The 17,811-nt window shown below is 65.9% G+C and carries 17 protein-coding genes and 1 riboswitch; of the genes, 12 read left to right on the top strand and 5 right to left on the bottom strand.

Going from position 1 to position 17,811, the window contains the following annotated elements:
• Positions 1–122: 122 nt before the first annotated feature.
• The 4 genes from LPW39_RS21650 (at position 123) to azu (ending at position 3,732) form a co-directional block, all read left to right on the top strand.
• Positions 123–1,289, top strand: a complete 1,167-nt coding sequence (locus LPW39_RS21650) for an ABC transporter substrate-binding protein (protein ID WP_407928896.1) — start codon at positions 123–125, stop codon at positions 1,287–1,289.
• Positions 1,286–2,386: a FecCD family ABC transporter permease gene (locus tag LPW39_RS21645; RefSeq protein ID WP_230780213.1), complete on the top strand. Its 1,101-nt coding sequence runs from the start codon at positions 1,286–1,288 to the stop codon at positions 2,384–2,386. Before LPW39_RS21650 ends, LPW39_RS21645 begins: the two co-directional genes overlap by 4 nt.
• Complete coding sequence (locus LPW39_RS21640; protein ID WP_230780210.1) at positions 2,383–3,180, top strand: ABC transporter ATP-binding protein; 798 nt, start codon at positions 2,383–2,385, stop codon at positions 3,178–3,180. The genes LPW39_RS21645 and LPW39_RS21640 overlap by 4 nt, the downstream gene beginning before the upstream one ends.
• A 63-nt stretch (positions 3,181–3,243) precedes the next feature.
• Entirely contained in the window at positions 3,244–3,732 is a 489-nt protein-coding gene (gene azu, locus LPW39_RS21635; protein ID WP_230780206.1) for an azurin, read from the top strand.
• 23 nt (positions 3,733–3,755) lie between these two features.
• On the opposite strand, the gene LPW39_RS21630 is transcribed toward azu, so the two are convergent.
• Positions 3,756–4,682, bottom strand: a complete 927-nt coding sequence (locus LPW39_RS21630) for a class I SAM-dependent methyltransferase (RefSeq protein WP_230780203.1) — start codon at positions 4,680–4,682, stop codon at positions 3,756–3,758.
• A gap of 190 nt (positions 4,683–4,872) precedes the next feature.
• Between LPW39_RS21630 and LPW39_RS21625 the strand changes: the two genes are divergently transcribed.
• Positions 4,873–5,349 (top strand): Crp/Fnr family transcriptional regulator, encoded by a 477-nt coding sequence (locus LPW39_RS21625; protein WP_230780200.1) that lies wholly within the window; start codon positions 4,873–4,875, stop codon positions 5,347–5,349.
• A 132-nt stretch (positions 5,350–5,481) separates the two neighbouring features.
• Positions 5,482–6,285, top strand: a complete 804-nt coding sequence (locus LPW39_RS21620) for a hypothetical protein (protein ID WP_230780197.1) — start codon at positions 5,482–5,484, stop codon at positions 6,283–6,285.
• Between the two features lie 19 nt (positions 6,286–6,304).
• Here the strand turns inward: LPW39_RS21620 and LPW39_RS21615 are convergent, their stop codons facing one another.
• The gene (locus LPW39_RS21615; protein ID WP_230780192.1) at positions 6,305–6,859 is read right to left on the bottom strand and encodes an adenine phosphoribosyltransferase; all 555 of its coding nucleotides are present in this window, start codon (positions 6,857–6,859) and stop codon (positions 6,305–6,307) included.
• 128 nt (positions 6,860–6,987) lie between these two features.
• Between LPW39_RS21615 and LPW39_RS21610 the strand changes: the two genes are divergently transcribed.
• From LPW39_RS21610 to LPW39_RS21595, 4 genes are read left to right on the top strand one after another with little or no spacing between them, the layout of a single operon-like run.
• Positions 6,988–7,986: a KpsF/GutQ family sugar-phosphate isomerase gene (locus tag LPW39_RS21610; RefSeq protein WP_230780189.1), complete on the top strand. Its 999-nt coding sequence runs from the start codon at positions 6,988–6,990 to the stop codon at positions 7,984–7,986.
• Complete coding sequence (locus LPW39_RS21605; RefSeq protein ID WP_230780184.1) at positions 7,986–8,558, top strand: KdsC family phosphatase; 573 nt, start codon at positions 7,986–7,988, stop codon at positions 8,556–8,558. Before LPW39_RS21610 ends, LPW39_RS21605 begins: the two co-directional genes overlap by 1 nt.
• The gene (gene lptC / locus LPW39_RS21600; protein ID WP_230780181.1) at positions 8,555–9,154 is read left to right on the top strand and encodes an LPS export ABC transporter periplasmic protein LptC; all 600 of its coding nucleotides are present in this window, start codon (positions 8,555–8,557) and stop codon (positions 9,152–9,154) included. The genes LPW39_RS21605 and lptC overlap by 4 nt, the downstream gene beginning before the upstream one ends.
• Before the next feature lie 7 nt (positions 9,155–9,161).
• Positions 9,162–9,983 (top strand): SDR family oxidoreductase, encoded by an 822-nt coding sequence (locus LPW39_RS21595; protein WP_230780176.1) that lies wholly within the window; start codon positions 9,162–9,164, stop codon positions 9,981–9,983.
• Positions 9,984–10,068: 85 nt separating this feature from the next.
• Here LPW39_RS21595 and LPW39_RS21590 read toward each other — a convergent pair whose 3' ends face one another.
• Entirely contained in the window at positions 10,069–10,686 is a 618-nt protein-coding gene (locus LPW39_RS21590) for an RNA recognition motif domain-containing protein (RefSeq protein WP_230780173.1), read from the bottom strand.
• 255 nt (positions 10,687–10,941) lie between these two features.
• Complete coding sequence (locus tag LPW39_RS21585) at positions 10,942–11,355, bottom strand: RNA recognition motif domain-containing protein (protein WP_230780170.1); 414 nt, start codon at positions 11,353–11,355, stop codon at positions 10,942–10,944.
• A gap of 231 nt (positions 11,356–11,586) precedes the next feature.
• Positions 11,587–11,700: riboswitch (yybP-ykoY riboswitch) on the top strand.
• A 96-nt stretch (positions 11,701–11,796) separates the two neighbouring features.
• On the opposite strand from LPW39_RS21585, the gene LPW39_RS21580 reads away from it, so the two are divergent.
• Together LPW39_RS21580 and pobA are read left to right on the top strand one after the other, a co-directional pair.
• On the top strand, positions 11,797–12,369 hold the full coding sequence (locus LPW39_RS21580) for a TMEM165/GDT1 family protein (RefSeq protein ID WP_021025439.1): 573 nt from the start codon (positions 11,797–11,799) through the stop codon (positions 12,367–12,369).
• A 263-nt stretch (positions 12,370–12,632) separates the two neighbouring features.
• Complete coding sequence (gene pobA / locus LPW39_RS21575) at positions 12,633–13,808, top strand: 4-hydroxybenzoate 3-monooxygenase (protein ID WP_230780167.1); 1,176 nt, start codon at positions 12,633–12,635, stop codon at positions 13,806–13,808.
• 60 nt (positions 13,809–13,868) lie between these two features.
• Here the strand turns inward: pobA and putA are convergent, their stop codons facing one another.
• Positions 13,869–17,732, bottom strand: coding sequence for a trifunctional transcriptional regulator/proline dehydrogenase/L-glutamate gamma-semialdehyde dehydrogenase (gene putA, locus LPW39_RS21570; RefSeq protein ID WP_230780163.1), 3,864 nt, complete (start codon positions 17,730–17,732; stop codon positions 13,869–13,871).
• Between the last annotated feature and the right edge of the window lie 79 nt (positions 17,733–17,811).

Here is a 17,811-nt window from a genome sequence, read left to right as displayed (position 1 = left end):
AACGATTTTCATTCTAGTTTGTTGTGACCATGACCGCATTGAAGCTCTCCCCGGCACTGCAAGCTGCAGGCACATCCCTGGTCCGCATGCCGGCCCTTTTTCGCACTGCTGCACAAGCGGGCATGCGCTTGCGCGCGCTGGGTGTGGCGCTGGGGCTGGGCCTGGCCACGGGTCTGACCATGGCTGCTCCGGCGCAAGCTGCAGCGGAGGCCCCAGCCGCGCAGGGCAGCACGGTGGTGGATATCGTCGGCCGCACCGTGCAGATCCCCGCCCAGGTGGAGCATATTCTGCTGGGCGAAGGCCGCTTTTTGTATGCGCTGGCGCTGATGGAGGGCGCTGAGCCCTTGAAGCGCATCGTGGGCTGGCAAGGCGAGCTGGCGTTTGCCGATCCCAATGGCTGGGCGGCCTACCAGCAGCGCTTTCCGCAGATCACGCAGATTCCGCTGATTGGCCGTACCTCGGAAGACAGCGTCAGCTACGAGAAATCGGTGTCCACCCAGCCCGATATCGCCATCTTCGGCCTGGGCGGCCATGGCCCGGGCCGCCAAAGCAGCCTGGTGCAGGCGCTGGAGAAGTCCGGCGTGCCGGTGGTGTTCATCGACTTCCGCGCCCAACCGGTGCGCAACACTGCGAAGAGCATCCGCATCCTGGGCCAGGCGGTGCACCGCGAGGCGCAGGCCAATGCCTATGCCGATTTCTACGAGACGCATCTGCAGCGGGTGCAGTCCCGGGTCAAGGACATCCCTGCGCAGCAGCGCCCGCTGGTGTTTGCCGAGCTGCTGGCCGGTGTCTGGGATGGCTGCTGCCACACGGCCGGCAAGGGCAACGTCGGTGAGTTCATTGACGCCGCTGGCGGCATCAACATCGCGGCAGGCAAGATCCCCGGCGCGATCGGCGACCTGAACCAGGAGGCGCTGATCGCCCAGGACCCGGCCATCTACATCGCCACCGGCAGCCGGCCCCAGGGAAGCCGCCCCATGGTGCGGGCCGGCGAAGGAGTGAGCGCCGCGCAACTGGGCAGCAGCCTGCGCGAACTGGCCCAGCGCCCCGGTTTTGAGATGCTGAGCGCCGTGCGCTCGGGCCGCGCCCATGGCCTGTGGCACAACTTCTACGATGCGCCCACCAATATTTTGGCGATCGAGGCCATGGCCAAGTGGTTCTACCCCGAGCGCTTTGCCGATGTGGACCCGCAGGCGACGATGGCCGAGATCAACCAGCGCTTCCTGCAGGCGCTGCCGATGCAAGGCGCGTACTGGGGCGATATCGCCCCCTTGAAGGCCAAGCCATGAGCGTGTCCCTGCCGCCGCTGGCAGCCACTTCGGCTGCGCTGGGCGTAGATGCAGGGCAGGCTGGCCAGCACGCCAAGGCCTACCGTCGCTTGACGGGCTGGCGCCTGCTGGTGCTGGCGCTGCTGGGCGGCGCGATTGTCGCGGCCCTGCTGTTTGACTTCACCACCGGCCCATCGGGCCTGGCGCTGCCGCAACTGCTGCAGACCTTGTACACGCCCGATGCCGCGCCGCCGGCGCTGCATGTCATTGTCTGGGACATCCGCCTGCCCTATGCCTTGATGGCAGTGGCCGTCGGCCTGGCGCTGGGCCTGGCGGGCGCCGAGATGCAGACCGTGCTGGCCAACCCGCTGGCCAGCCCTTTTACCTTGGGGCTGTCGTCGGCCGCCGCCTTTGGCGCAGCGCTGGCGATTGTGCTGGACTGGAGCCTCCCGGGCATACCCTCCTCCTGGGCGGTGCCGGCCAATGCCTTTGTGTTTGCCATGGCCTCGGCCTTGCTGCTCGATCTGGTGGCCCGCTGGGGTGGCATGAGCGCCACCGGCGTGGTGCTGTTTGGCATTGCGCTGGTGTTCAGCTTCAATGCGCTGGTGTCCCTGCTGCAGTTTGTGGCCACGGCCGAGGCCTTGCAAGGCCTGGTGTTCTGGACCATGGGCAGCCTCTCACGGGCGACCTGGCCCAAGCTGGGTGCGCTGGCCTTGGCCTTGGCGGTGGTGCTGCCGCTGTCCATGCGCAATGCCTGGCGGCTGACCGCGCTGCGCCTGGGTGAGGACCGCGCGGCCAGCTTTGGTGTGGATGTGCGGCGCCTGCGCCTGGGTGCGCTGCTGCGTATCAGCCTGCTGGCGGCCCTGTCGGTGGCCTTTGTCGGCAGCATCGGCTTTATTGGCCTGGTCGCACCGCATATTGCGCGCCGGCTGGTGGGCGATGACCACCGCTTTTACCTGCCGGCCTCGGCCTTGACTGGCGCGCTGGTGCTGTCGCTGGCCTCGGTGGCATCCAAGGCGCTGGTGCCGGGCGTCATCGTGCCGGTGGGCATTGTCACCTCGCTGGTGGGCATTCCCTTCTTTCTGGCCATCGTGCTGCGCACCCGGGGGCGGGCATGAGCGGCGGCGGTTTGCAGATCAGCGGACTGCATGTGGCCTATGGCCGGCGCGTCGTCATTCCTTCGTTGTCGGTGGCCGATCTGCAGCCGGGCACGGTCACCGTGGTGCTGGGCCCCAATGGCAGTGGCAAATCGACCTTTTTGCGGGCGCTGGCGGGGCTGACCCGTGCCAGCGGCCAGGTGCGCTTGCAAGGGCAGCCGCTGGACCAGGCCAGCCTGGCTGAGCGCGCCCGGCGCGTGGTCTACCAGCCCCAGGCCTTGCCGGCGGCGGTGCATTTGCGCGTGATCGAATCGCTGATGGCGGCGCGCAAGGCCTCGCCCCACAGCCTGCATGCAGGCGCCGAGCCGGCCCAGGATGCGGTCATGCAATGCGCTGCTGTGCTGCAGCAACTGGGCATCGACCACCTGGCGATGCGCCACCTCGATGAGCTATCGGGCGGCCAGGCGCAGCTGGCCGGCCTGGCGCAGGCGCTGATCCGCCAGCCCCAGGTGCTGATGCTCGATGAGCCGCTGTCGGCGCTGGACCTGAACCACCAGTTCCATGTGATGGCGCTGGTGGGTGAGCAGACCCGGCGCAGCGGCATGGTCACCCTGGTGGTGCTGCATGACCTGGGCCTGGCGCTGCGCCATGCCGACCGCGTGCTGGTGCTGCAGAACGGCGAGCTGCAGGCCGATGGCCTGCCCAGCGATGCGATCAACCCCGCGCTGCTGGCCCGTGTCTATGGCGTGCAGGCCCGTGTCGAGCCCTGCTCGCGCGGCATTCCGCAGGTGATGGTGGATGGCCTGCTGGCCTGAAGGGCTAGGCATGCACCGCCCCAGCGCCGATTCCCTCTTTATCAACGACCCAAGCGACCAACCATGAAGATCTCTCTGCACCACCTCGCCCTTTGCGCCGCCACCCTGGGCGCCAGCAGCACCGCCTTCGCGCAGCCCGCTGCGCCCGAATCGGCGCCGGCACTGGTCTGTGAGGCCCATGTACAAGGCCAGCCCGGCAAAAAGTTTGACCTGACCGAGCTGCGTGTGAGCAAGCGCTGCGTGCAGTTCACCGTGCATCTGCTGCACACCGGCAAAAAGCCTTGGCAGGAAGCGGGCCACAACTGGGTGTTGACGCGCAGCCAGGACACCGAGGCGGTGATCCGCGAAGGCCAGCGCTCCGGCCCCGAGCGCGCCTGGCTCAGCCGGGGCGATGCCCGCGTGCTGGCTGCCACCCAGATGCTGTCGGGTGGCGAGCATGCCTCGGTGAGCTTCCCGGTCGAGCGCCTGAGCCAGGGCGAGGACTACACCTACTTCTGCTCCTTTCCCACCCATGCCGAGCCTATGCGCGGCAAGCTGGTCGTCATCGACTGAACCGCTGAAACAGCGGCCCAGCCTCAGCTGGGCATGCGGTAGGCCAGCACCTTGAGCGCCCGGTCGGGCGAGACATCGGCAAAGATCGCGGGGTTGGCCACCTGTTCGATGAACTCCAGCTCCGGCGCCAGCTCGGCCATCTGGTCTTGCAAGAAGGCCAGCGGGAGCTCAGGGGCGTTCAGGCAGAGCAGCGCAAAGCCGCCGGGCGCCAGCAGATCGGGCAAGCGCTTGATCAGGCGCGCGTAATCCTTGGTGGCGACAAAGCTGCCCTTTTGGTAGCTGGGCGGGTCCATGATCACCAGCTGGTAAGGCCCGGTGCGGGTGATCTTGCCCCAGCTGCTGAAAATGTCATGGCCCCAGAACTGGCCGCCCGCCAGCTGGTTAAGCCGGTGGTTTTGCTGGCCGCTGGCCAGCGCGGCCTTGCTCATATCAATATTGACCACCTGGCCGGCGCCCGCTTGCAATGCCGCCACCGAGAACGCGCAGGTGTAGGCAAACATATTGAGCACGGTGCAACGCTCCGGATCCGGCTGGCGCGCAATGAACTGGCGCACCCAGCGCCGGCCTTCGGCCATGTCCAGAAACAGGCCGTGGTTCTGCCCGCGCAGCACATGCACCTGGTAGCGGGCATCGTCTTCCTGCACGGTATGGGGCTCGGGCAGGCTCCCCTGGACCAGGCGGGTCTCGGCTGCACCCAGCGCCCGGCACTGGTAGACCCAGGTCAGCGGCTCGCCCGGGTACAACTGCTGCCAGCGCTGCTGCAGCGCATCCCCCACGCTTTGCAGCGCCTCATCGGCCAGCGGCGCAAAGCTGGTCAGCACCACTGCGGGTGGGTACAGGTCCAGCGACAGGTGTTCGCAGCCCGGAAACAGGCCGCCTCGGCCATGGAAGAGGCGTTGCGCCTGCTGGCTCGCGGGCATGGTGGCGATGGCCTCTAGTAATGCTTGCATGGAATCAAAATACGTCTGGGAGAGAAGGAGGGGCGGCTTGCTTGGTCAGGAATTGTGGGCTGGACGATACTGCTTACAAATTTTTGTCCTGCCGCTCAGCCATTGTGCAGCCGCTAGGGTAGATTTCTTGGATTACGAATTTCGAAAGATCACTGGTGGATCCACCGCCAGGATTGCGGAGGAGGATTTCATGTTCAGTAGCGCCAATGACATCAAGCCCCTGGTGACAGCCATCCACAATTGCCAGGATGAGGAAAGCATGATCAACCCGCTGACGGCAGCGCAGTGGGAGATCCTGGCCCCTTATCTGACGCAGACCCAGCTGGCGGCATCGCAGGTGCTGTTTCAGCAGGGCACGCAGGAGCGCACCCTGTTTTTCGTCGAAAGCGGCAGCCTCAGCGTGCATTTCGAGGACGAAAAGCAGCGCATTCGCCTGGCCATCGTCGGCGCGGGCTCCATTGTCGGCGAAGGCGCGTTCTTCTCGCACCAGCCGCGCAATGCCACCGTGCAGGCGGTGGCCGGTTGCCGCCTCTGGGGGCTGTCGAGTATCCGCTTTACCGAATTGTGTAACCGCCAGCCCACCGTGGCCGTGGCACTGGCGATGGCGGCCGGATCGGTGCTGGCCAAGCGCCTGGGCAACCGAAAACGCCGCGTTGCCACAACATAAAAGCTTGGTATGTGTCAAACGGCACGCGCTTTTCTGACAAGTGTATGCAATACTCCGTCCCTACAATTACAAATGCCTGTTGCATGGTGAAACGGGTGACCGTTTTGCATTCTGATCAGGGTAGGGAGTGGCATGTCTATATTTGCCAAATGGTTCAGTCGACCAGAAAAAAAATCGGCCTTTGCGCCCTTGGGGCCGCAGACCATGTTTGCCGAGCCGCTGGGCATGGGTCAGCACGATATGCTGTCCGCCCAGAGCCCCTTGGTGTCCGCCAGGCCCATGGCGGCCGCACCCCAGCACGACAGTGCCGCGCCGCGCCCCGGTGAGCGCTCGGCCCGCCGCGAGATGGTGTATTCGGCCGTGCGCGAATCCATGGTGCGCTCGGGCATTCTGTCGGCAGGTTATAAATTCAAGGTGCTGGCACTGGACAAGCGCGCCACGCAGTTCATTGTGATGGTGGATCTGGCCCAGGAGCACTGCGCCTCGCCCGACAAGCTCACCCAGATCGAGGCGCTGATCGCCTATTCGGCCAAGACCCGCTTCGAGATCGTCATCACCTCGGTGTACTGGCGCCTCAATGCCCAGCTGGGTGTGGTCAGCAGCAAAGCCGCCAGTGGCGTTGCCGCGCCCCAGCCGGCGGTGGTGCCCGTGCCGCTGGGCATGGACCCGGTCGATGAAGCCGAAATTGCCGCTTTCAAGAAAGCCTTGCTGCAAGCGGCGATGAACCCGGTACCAGCCTTGGATGGGGCATCGCCCGCCCGCCGCGCTGCCACCAGTGCAGCGCCTCGGCCCGCGCCCATTGTGCCGCCCGCCCGCAGCGCCGCGCACAATGCCCAGATCGCCCGTGAAGCCGCGCAACGCGGTGGTGCACCCGCACCCACGGCTGACACCAGCTTTGGCGGCCTGAGCAATACCCAGTACGGCGATCTGCACTGAGCAGCTGTTGGCCCTGGGCTTAGTGCCCCGCGAAATCCACCAAGGTAAACAGCGGCAGACCGGCGTCGGTCAGCCGCTTGGAGCCGCCCAGCTCGGGCAGGTCGACAATCGCGGCGCCTTCCATCACATGGGCGCCCAGCTTCTCCAGCAGGTTCTTGCCGGCCATCATCGTGCCGCCAGTGGCAATCAGGTCGTCAACCAGCAGCACCTTGTCGCCAGGCTTGACGGCGTCGGCATGCAGCTCCACGGTGGCGCTGCCGTATTCGAGCTCATAGGTCTCCTCTACCGTGGTGAAGGGCAGCTTGCCCTTTTTGCGGATCGGCACAAAGCCCACCTTGAGCTGGTAGGCGATGACGGCGCCGAGGATGAAGCCGCGCGCATCGAGCCCGGCCACCACATCGGGGCGCATGTCGCGCGACATGTAGCGGTGCACAAAGGCGTCGATCAGCACATGAAAGACCTGCGGGTTCTGCAGCAGCGGGGTGATGTCCCGGAACTGCACGCCCGGCGCTGGCCAGTCGGGAACGGTGCGGATGTGGTGACGCAAAAAGGCGTTGACGTCAGGAGCGTGCATGGTGGGGGTCGCAGAGGGGAAGACCCGCCATGGTAGTGCAAGTGGCCAGGCTGTGGCCGTAGGGGCTGGCCTTGTTAACAATGACCTGTAGCCGACCGGGCGCGGGCGCTCCGATAAAATCAGCCTCCATGAGCACCCTACAGCCCAAGCGCCCCGTTGAAGCGGCGCAGATTCTGCGCCTGGCGGCGTCTACCTTTGCGATTGAGGCCGAGGCCATTGCGGCACTGACGCAGCGGCTGGACGACAACTTTGTCCAGGTCGTGCAGCGCATGCTGGACATCCCCGGGCGCGTGGTGGTCACCGGCATGGGCAAGAGCGGGCATGTGGGGCGCAAGATTGCCGCCACCCTGGCATCGACCGGCACGCCGGCCTTTTTTGTGCATCCGGGCGAGGCCAGCCATGGCGATCTGGGCATGGTGACGGGCCAGGACCTGGTGCTGGCCATCTCCAACAGCGGTGAGAGTGGCGAGATTTCCGTGCTGCTGCCAGTGCTCAAGCGCCTGGGCGTGCCCGTGGTGGCGATGACGGGCAACCTGCAGTCCTCGATGGCCCGCCATGCCGACTGGGTGCTCAACACCCAGGTCGACAAGGAAGCCTGCCCGCTGAACCTGGCCCCCACGGCCAGCACCACCGCGCAAATGGCGATGGGCGATGCCCTGGCCGTGGCGCTGCTCGATGCGCGCGGCTTCAAGGCCGAGGATTTTGCCCGCTCCCACCCCGGTGGCGCGCTGGGCCGGCGCCTGCTCACACATGTGGCCGACGTGATGCGCAGCGGCGCTGAACTGCCGACGGTGTTGCCGAGCGCCAGCTTCAGCGACCTGATGCGTGAGATGAGCGCCAAGGGCATGGGGGCCGCTGCCATCGTCGATGCGAATGGCCTGCTGCAAGGCGTGTTCACCGATGGCGATCTGCGCCGCCGCATTGAGGCCGGTGCCGAACTGCGTGGCCTGACCGCTGCCGAGGTGATGCATGCCACGCCGCGCCAGATATCGCCCGACGCACTGGCTGCCGATGCCGCCGCGATGATGGAGGCCCACCGCATCACCAGCGTGCTGGTGACCGATGCCGACCAGCACCTGGTGGGCATCGTGCATGTGGGTGATCTGATGCGGGCCAAGGTGATCTGATGGCCAGCACCCTGACCTTGCCCCCCATCCGCCCCGCCCAGCAGTGGCCTGCCGAGCTGCTGCTGCGCGCCCAGGGCATCAAGATTGTGTTTTTCGATGTGGATGGCGTCCTCACCGATGGCGGCCTCTACATCAGCGAGCAGGGCGAGACGCTCAAGCGCTTCCACACGCTCGACGGCCATGGCCTCAAGATGCTGCGTGAGGCGGGCATTGTGCCGGCCGTCATCACCGGGCGCGATTCGGCACCGCTGCGCCACCGCCTGGCGGCGCTGGGCATCGCGCATGTGCGCTATGGCACCGAGGACAAGCTGCCCGCCGCCCAGGCCATGCTGCAGGCCCTGGGCCTGGACTGGCACCAGGCGGCGGCCATTGGCGATGACTGGCCGGATCTGCCAGTGCTGCGCCGCTGCCAGCTGGCCTGCGCCCCCGCCAACGCCCACCCCGAAGTGCTGGGCGTGGCACACTGGGTGACGAGCCGCCAAGGCGGTGCCGGTGCGGCGCGCGAACTGTGCGATGCCGTGCTGGCCGCCTGCGGCGCCTATGTGAACCTGCTAGATCGGTACGGACAATGAAATCTCGCGTGCGACGCTTTATGGACCTGTCGTCCATCTACCTGCCGGTGATCCTGATGGGCCTGCTGGCGCTGGGCACCTGGTGGCTGGTGCGCAATGCCCCCAAACCCCAGAGCGTGCGCGAGGCGGTGGTGCCCGGCCACGAGGTGGATTACTACATGAACGACTTTTCGGTGCGCAGCTTCGATGGCACCGGCGTGCTGACCAGCGAGATCCAGGGCAAGAAGATGCGCCACTTCATGGACACCGACACCCTGGAGATCGACGCCGCCACGATGCGCGCCATACGCCTGGATGGCTCGGTCACCGTGGCCACCGCCAACCGCGCGCTGTCCAATGCCGATGGCTCGGAAGTGCAACTGTTCGGCAATGCCAAGGTGGTGCGCACCAGCAACAAGCCCGACGCGCCGCAGATGGAGTTCCGGGGCGAGTTTCTGCATGCTTTCGTCAATGAAGAGCGGGTGAGCTCCAACAAGCCGGTCGAGATCATCCGGGGCCAGGACCGCTTCACGGCCGATTCCATGGTCTTCAACAACATCACCCAGGTGGCAGAGCTCAAGGGCCGGGTCAAGGGCGTGCTCCAGCCCGCACGCTGAGCGCCAGATGTCCAGCCCTCTGAGCAACGCACCGCTGGTGCTGATCACCGGCGCCTCCAGCGGTATCGGCCAGGCACTGGCCTGGCGCTATTACCAGGCCGGTTACCGCCTGGCCATGGTGGCGCGCCGCAGCACCGTGATGCATGCCTGGGCGCAGGCCCAAGGCATGGATGACAACCGCTACGCCATCTATGTCGCCGATGTGGCCGACCAGGACCAGATCATCGCCGCTTGCGCACAGTGCCTGCAGCAGCAGGGCCTGCCCGATGTGGTGGTGGCCAATGCCGGGGTGAGCTACGGCATCGACACGGCCGAGCGCGAGGACCTGGATGTCATGGCCCAGACCTATGCCACCAATGTGATCGGCATGGCTGCGACCTTCCATGCCTTTGTGCGGCCCATGCAGGCGCGCGGCAGCGGCAAGCTGGTCGGTATTGCCAGCGTGGCCGGCATACGCGGTCTGCCTGGCCACGGCGCCTATTGCGCCAGCAAGGCGGCGGTCATCAGCTACTGCGAGAGCCTGCGGGTGGAACTCCAGCGCAGCGGCGTGCAGGTGGTCACCATCTGCCCGGGCTTTGTGGCCACGCCGCTCACCAGCCACAACCGCTACGGCATGCCCTTCCTGATGCAGCCCGAGGCCTTTGCCGACAAGGCCTTTGGGGTGATTGCCAAGGCGCGCAGCTATGCCGTCATCCCCTGGCAGATGGGCTGGGTGGCCAGGCTGTTACGCTGCCTGCCCAATGCGCTGTATGACCGCGCGTTGGCCAACCGCCCGCGCAAGCACCGCCATCGCGAACAGGTGCATGAGCTGCCACCCGGCCAGGACTGAATTAAGTCTGGGCCAGGCATGAAAAAAGCCCCTGGCGGGGCTTTGTCGTTGCTAGAGGCACACCGCTGGTGTGCGCCTGCAGATATCAATAGTCGTCGTTGTTGTCGTAGCCTTGGTTGCCGCCACGGTTGCGCGAACCATTGCCGTAGGGGCTGCGGAAGCCGCCATCGCGGTCACCGCCACGATCACCACCACCAAAGCCACGGTCATTGCCGCCACGGCCGCCGCCGCCATCGCGACCGCCACGGTCGCCATAACCACCGCCGCCACCGCCGTAGCCGCCGCGATCTCCGCCGCCGCCACCGCCGTAACCACCACCGCCGCCGCCGTAGCCACCGCCACCACCGTAGCCTCCACCACCGCCGCCAAAGCCGCCACGGTTACCGCCGCCGCCGCCAAAGCCACCACCGCGTGGGCCGCCAAAACCACCACCGCCGCTGCGGGGAGGACGTGGCTCCATGGGGCGTGCTTCGTTCACGACCAGATTGCGACCACCCAGGGGCTGACCATTCAGACCGTTGACTGCAGCTTGGGCTTCTTCATCGCTGCCCATTTCCACAAAACCGAAACCCTTGGAGCGACCCGTGTCGCGTTCCATCATCACCTTGGCGCTGGTTACGCTGCCAAACTGACCAAAGGCCTGTTCCAGATCGTTGTCGCGAACCTGGTATGGCAAATTACCGACGTAAAGCTTGTTGCCCATTTGAGGGACTCCTGATAACTCTTAAATAATGCGATGGAGTCCCGAAAAACACCGGTCATTCATCGCAGTAGCCCAATGGAGGAAGACTCCATCCTTTATTTTCTGGCATAAAAACCGAAAATGGCACAGTTCTGCCCCTCAGTTGTGGCGCAGAAGCTGCAACCAGATGCAAAAAAGGCCTCAAAGAGGCCTTTTTTCCGGGAAAACCCGTCATCTAACCGTCAAAACCCTTTAGAGGTTTTGGCGCTGATGTGCTTAGTAGCTGCCGCCACCGTAGCCACCACGGCCACCGCCGCCGAAGCCACCGCGATCGCCGCCGCCGAAGCCGCCACGGTCACCGCCGCCAAAGCCACCGCGGTCACCGCCGCCGAAGCCGCCACGGTTGCCACCACCGAAACCACCGCTGCGTGGAGGACGGGCTTCCATGGGGCGTGCTTCGTTCACGACCAGGTTACGGCCGCCGAAACCTTGGCCGTTCACGCCTTCGATAGCTGCTTGTGCTTCAGCGTCCGAACCCATTTCCACAAAGCCGAAGCCCTTGGAACGGCCGGTGTCACGTTCCATCATGACCTTGGCGCTGGAGACGGTACCGAACTGGCTGAAAGTGCTTTCCAGATCGCTGTCACGGAAAGAGTAAGGCAGGTTGCCCACGTAAAGTTTGTTGCCCATTTGAGGACTCCGAAAAAAGTAAAAAAAGCGATGGAGCCTGATGCAATCAACAAACCTGTGACAACTTCCAAGACGGATCACCGCGCGCTGTAGTGTACCCGGGGGCACATTGAGCTTCACCATTATGGGTGAATCGCCTTACGCTGTGTTGACAGTTCCCGCAAGCGGGGCTTGGTATTTTCCCTGGCGGGCGTGGGTGTTGCGGCGCAGCATCGCTTTTGGGCGTATGATGCGCCAGTCTTTGGGGAGTAGCCTGCCGGGCGTGCAATGCGCCGCGGAGTGTGCGTCAACAAACTTGGGCCTTTGCGGCCTATGGCGTACACGGCACCTTGTGATGAGGATGCTGGGCGAGACCATTGACCACGTTGCGATCCAATGCCGGAGTCGCGATGCGGTCAATGCTGTCTTGCTATATCCGGCTGCAATAACGATCCCCACTCCATGGAAGCCTTTCTCCTTTCAACCGCTGTCGTTGCCCTTGCCGAAATGGGCGACAAGACCCAGCTGCTCTCGCTCGTCCTCGCTGCCAAATACCGCAAACCCTGGCCCATTGTGCTGGGCATCTTTGTCTCGACCCTCGTCAACCATGCGCTCGCCGGCGCCGTCGGGGCCTGGATCACCACGATGCTGGGCCCTGATGTGCTGCGCTGGATTCTGGGCGTGTCCTTCATCCTGATGGCCGGCTGGATGCTGATCCCCGACAAGATCGACGAAGACGAAGCGGGCAAGAGCAGCGGCCGCTGGGGCGTGTTCGGCACCACGGTGCTGCTGTTCTTCCTGGCCGAGATGGGCGACAAGACCCAACTGGCCACCGTGGGCTTGGCGGCCAAGTACCCCGCTTCCTATTACTGGGTGGTCGCAGGCACCACGATCGGCATGATGCTGGCCAATGCGCCCGTGGTCTGGTTTGGCGACAAGATCACCAAGAAGCTGCCGATCCGCTGGATCCACCGCGTCTGCGCAGTGATCTTTCTGGTGCTGGGGGTGGCTGCGCTGTTCACGACGATGGATTGATCACGGGGCCCTCTGGCGGCCGACCCATGCCCGATTGCTTTAGCAGCTATTCGGGCACCGCCATTGGCACGGGGTGCTGCGCTGACCACAATGTCTTCTATAAGAGAGACGAGGAGGCAAGCCGTATGCGCCGTAATGACACCCGGACCGTTCGCCAACGCGCGGCTCCGGCCACCTTCCAAACCTGGGGCCACAGAATGGCCAACCCCCGTGACTGCGAGGCTGCAGGCAAAGGCCGCAGCCGGCACTGTTAGGCCATGCGCATGCGTACCCATGTTGCCATCATCGGCGCAGGCCCGGCAGGCCTGCTGCTGGGCCAGTTGCTCTACCAGGCTGGCATCGACAACACCCTTATCGAACACCGCAGTGCAGACTATGTGCTCGGCCGCATCCGTGCCGGCGTGCTGGAGCAGACCACGGTGGAGCTATTGGAGCGGGCTGGCGCTGCGGGCCGGCTGCACAAGCAGGGCCTGCTGCACCAAGGCTTCGAGTTGCTGTTTGCAGGCCAGCGCCACCGTATCGATCTGCATGGTCTGACGGGCGGCAAAGGGGTCGTTGTCTATGGCCAGAGCGAGCTGACGCGCGACTTGATGGCGGCGCGTGCTGCCGCTGGCCTGCCTACCATTTACGAGGCTGCCCAGGTGCAGCCGCTGGATTTTGACAGCAGCAGACCGCGCGTGCGCTACCAGCAAGATGGCCAGATGCGAGAGATCGCTTGCGACTTCATCGCTGGCTGCGACGGCTTTCATGGTGTGTGCCGCGCCAGCGTGCCGGCGGCCAGCATGCGTTGTTTTGAGAAGGTCTACCCCTTTGGCTGGCTGGGCTTGCTGGCGGATACACCGCCCGTTGGTGAAGAGTTGGTTTACGCCCATACCGAGCGGGGCTTTGCGCTGTGCAGCCAGCGCAGCACCACGCGCAGCCGCTACTACCTGCAGGTACCCCTCAGTGACAAGGCCGAGGCCTGGAGCGATGCCGCCTTTTGGCAGGAGTTGCGCCTGCGCCTGGATCCCGAGACGCGAGAGCGCCTGGTCACCGGCCCTGCGCTGGAGAAAAGCATTGCCCCGCTGCGCAGCTTTGTCACCGAGCCTATGCGCTTTGGGCGGCTGTTCCTTGCCGGGGATGCCGCCCACATCGTGCCGCCAACCGGTGCCAAGGGGCTGAACCTGGCCGCCAGCGACGTAGGCTTTCTGGCCCAGGCGCTGGCACAGCACTATGCAGAAGGTTCCCAGCAGGGGCTGGATGGCTACTCGGCACGCAGCCTGGCGCGCACCTGGAAGGCACAGCGCTTTTCGTGGTGGCTGACCTCGCTGCTGCACAGCGCGCCCGATGCCAGCCTGTTCGACGCTCGCATGCAGCGGGCCGAGCTGGAGGCTATCGTCCACTCCCGCGCAGCGGCCAGGGTTCTGGCAGAGAACTACGTGGGCCTGCCGCTGCAGTAGGGCAGCGGGTGCAGGCCCGGCAGTGCTATGGCGCCGCAGTGCTGCAGCACGGCCTGAGGTTCAGTCCAAGGTCATCAGGCTGGCATTGCCGCCGGCTGCTGCCGTATTGATGCTGATGGCATGCTCGGCCAGCAGGCGGAACAGCGGCACGCTGCCATCGGCCGCCTGGGCGGTGATCGGCACGATAGCGCCGGGGCGGCCCGCCAGGCTGCTGCCGCTGGGCAGCCAGCCGCTGGCAGCATCGGCGATCAGCGCATCAAAGGCTTCGGACTGCAGGAAGGCCTGCTCGCTGTGCGCCGACAGTTGCACCGAGGCGCGCACCGATGCGGGCAGCTGGGCCAGCAGGCTGGCATGGTTGCTGTTGGCGGGCCACACGGCGGTGGAGCCAGCCGCCAGTACGGCGGCGAGCTGGGCCAACAGCAGGCTTGTGGTGCTGGCCACGCAGCCCACGCGCTCGCGGCCGCTCAGCACATACAGATTGCGCTCACCGGTGGGGCCGGGCAGCTCGGCCGCAAAGCCATTGCCGGTATGGGCGGCATAGCGCTGGCACAGCGCCGCCAGCTCGCCCTGGCCTTGCTGGCTGGCCCAGCTTTGCAGCGCATCCAGCGCAGCGGCCGGGGCGGCATCGGCCTGCTCCATGCCATGGGCATTGCCGCGCTGGCCCGTCGCGGGCGCTGGCGCCTCATTGCCCGCCATGCGAGGCAGGTGGGCCAGTGCATCAACCGTGGCCGTGGCCGGCATGCGGCTGAGCAGGCGCAGCATGTACAGCGGGCCGCCCGCCTTGGGGCCCGTGCCCGACAGGCCTTCGCCGCCAAAGGGCTGCACACCGACGACGGCGCCAACGATGTTGCGGTTCACATAGATATTGCCGGCATGCGCGGCATTGACCACCTGGCTGATGGTCTCGTCGATGCGGGTGTGCAGGCCCAGGGTGAGGGCGTAGCCGGTGGCATTGATGTCGGCCAGCAGCTGGGGCAGGTTCTCGCGGCGGTAGCGCAGCACATGCAGCACCGGGCCGAAGACCTCGCGCTTCAACTCGGACAGCTGGCGGATGGCGATCACCGTGGGCGGCACAAAGGTGCCTTGCGCGCTGGCGCCGCCGTTTTGCCAGACCTGGTGGCCGGCAGCCTGCATGCGGGCAATGTGCTGGTCGATGACGCCCTTGGCCTCGGCATCGATGACGGGGCCCACATCGGTCTTGAGCTGGCAGGGGTTGCCGACCTGGAGCTCCTGCATCGCGCCGCGCAGCATGTGCAGCAGGCGGTCGGCGGCTTCTTCCTGCACGCAGAGCACGCGCAGTGCCGAGCAGCGCTGGCCGGCCGAGTCAAAGGCCGAGGACAGCACATCGACCACCACCTGTTCGGCGAGCGCAGACGAGTCCACGATCATCGCGTTCTGGCCGCCGGTCTCGGCCACCAGGGTGACGGGCTGGCCTTGGGCATCGAGGCGCTGGGCCAGGGTCTTTTGCAGAATGCGGGCCACTTCGGTCGAGCCGGTGAACATGACGGCCTGCACGCGGCTGTCGCCCACCAGGCGGGCACCCACGGTCTCGCCGGTGCCGGGCAGCAGCTGCAGCACATCGCGCGGCACGCCGGCCTGCCACAGCGCCTGAACGGCGGCTGCGGCGATCAGCGGGGTTTGCTCAGCCGGTTTGGCCAGCACGGTGTTGCCAGCGGCCAGCGCGGCGGCAATCTGGCCGCTGAAGATGGCCAGCGGGAAGTTCCAGGGGCTGATGCAGACCACCGGGCCCAGGGCCTGGTAATCCGCCTGGCCCCAGCTGCGCACCTGGGCGGCGTAGAAGCGCAGAAAGTCCACCGCCTCGCGCACTTCGGCAATCGCGTTGGAGCAGGTCTTGCCCGCCTCGCGCACCAGCACGCCCATCAGGGTCGGCATATGGGCTTCAAGCAGGTCACCTGCCTTGGCCAGGCAGTCGGCGCGCTGGGCAGCCGGGGTGGCCTGCCAGCGGGCGGCGGCGGCCTGGGCAGCAGCCAGCGCAAACTCCACCTGATCGGTCGATGCCTGTGTGACGGTGCCGACCTGGTCGCTGTGGTCGGCCGGGTTCAGTACGGGCTCGCTCGGCTGGGTGGATGCGGGGGCGCCATCGGCCAGCAGGGGCTGGGCATGCCAGGCCATCTCTGCGCTGGCCTGCAGGTCTTGCTGCAGCGCGCGCAGGCGGTTGTCGTTGGACAGGTCCAGACCGGCCGAGTTGCTGCGGCTTGCGCCATACAGCGCGCGTGGCTGGGCGATGTGCGGGTTGGGCAGGCCCAGCTGGCCTTCGCTCTGCGCCCATTGCTGGGCGGTGGTCACGGGGTTCTCTACCAGCTTGGCCAGGGGGATGTCCTGGTCGGCGATGCGGTTCACAAAGCTGGTGTTGGCGCCGTTTTCTAGCAGGCGGCGCACCAGGTAGGCCAGCAGGGTTTCATGCGTGCCCACGGGGGCATAGATGCGGCAGGGGCGGCCCAGGTTCTCGCTGGCATTGCGGCCCACGACTTGCTCGTACAGCGGCTCGCCCATGCCGTGCAGGCACTGGAACTCGTACTGGCCGGGCTGGTAGCGGGCCGGGTCGGCCAGGTGGTAGATGGTGGCCAGCGTGTGGGCGTTGTGCGTGGCGAACTGGGGGTAGACCGCATCGGGCGCGGCCAGCAGCTGGCGCGCGCAGGCCAGGTAGGACACATCGGTATAGGCCTTGCGGGTGTAGACCGGGTAGCCTTCCAGGCCGTCGATCTGGGCGCGCTTGATCTCGCTGTCCCAGTAGGCGCCCTTGACCAGGCGCACCATCAGGCGGTGCTGGCTGCGGCGTGCCAGGTCGATGATGAAGTCCAGCACATAGGGGCAGCGCTTTTGGTAGGCCTGCACGACAAAGCCGATGCCGGCAAAGCCGGCCAGCTCGGGCGCGAAGCAGAGCTTTTCCAGCAGGTCCAGCGACAGCTCCAGGCGGTCGGCCTCTTCGGCGTCGATATTGAGGCCGATGTTGTAGCTTTTGGCGAGCACGGCCAGCTGCAGCACCACCGGGTAGAGCTCGGCCATCACGCGGTCGTACTGGGCGCGGCTGTAGCGCGGGTGCAGGGCCGACAGCTTGATCGAGATGCCCGGGCCTTCGTAGACGCCCCGGCCATTGCTGGCCTTGCCAATCGCATGGATCGCGTTTTCGTAATCACGCAGGTAGCGCTTGGCGTCATCGCTGGTCATCGCCGCTTCGCCCAGCATGTCGTAGGAGTAGCGGAAGCCCTTGGCCTCCAGGCGCTCGGCGTTCTTCAGCGCTTCGCCAATCGTCTCGCCGGTGACGAACTGCTCGCCCATCATGCGCATGGCCATGTCCACGCCCTTGCGGATCAGCGGCTCGCCGCCCCGGCCGATCAGGCGGGTGAGCGACTGGCCCAATGAGCCCTCGCTGTGCGTGGCCACCAGCTTGCCGGTCAGCACCAGGCCCCAGGCAGCGGCATTGACGAACATCGACGGGCTCTTGCCCACGTGGGCCTTCCACTGGCCGTGGGCGATCTTGTCGCGGATCAGCACATCGCGCGTGGCCGTATCGGGGATGCGCAGCAGCGCCTCGGCCAGGCACATCAGCGCAATGCCTTCTTGCGACGACAGTGCAAACTCCTGCAGCAGGCCTTGCACCAGGCCGGAGCGGCCGCTGTCGGCCTTGCGTTCGCGCAGGGTGCGGGCCAGCTGCAGCGCCAGCGCATCGCCCGCCTTGGCGATGGCGGCAGGCGGCGTGGCCTGGGGCAGCAGTGCCTCCAGCGCTTCGGTCTCGGGCTTGCGGTAGGCGGCAGTGATGGCCGCGCGCAGCGCCGAGGCGGGCTGCAAGGCCGATACCAGCTCATTAAAAACAGGAGCGCTTGCGCCAGATGGGCTGCTGCTTGCAGCCGTAAATGGCGAGGTGGTGGAAGGCTGGTTGTCAACAACGGCGTTGGCAGTCATGGCGGGCTCGTGTTCAGAGTAGATAGTGAATGCCGCCAGTGTGATCGTTTGTGGTTTGAATTTCTCTCCATAATGTGGC

Source organism: Comamonas koreensis (assembly GCF_021026195.1).
In the GTDB taxonomy this organism is placed as follows: domain Bacteria; phylum Pseudomonadota; class Gammaproteobacteria; order Burkholderiales; family Burkholderiaceae_C; genus Comamonas; species Comamonas koreensis.
The sequence above is the reverse complement of the archived record's forward strand: the minus strand, read 5'-3'. Positions and strand labels throughout refer to the sequence as shown.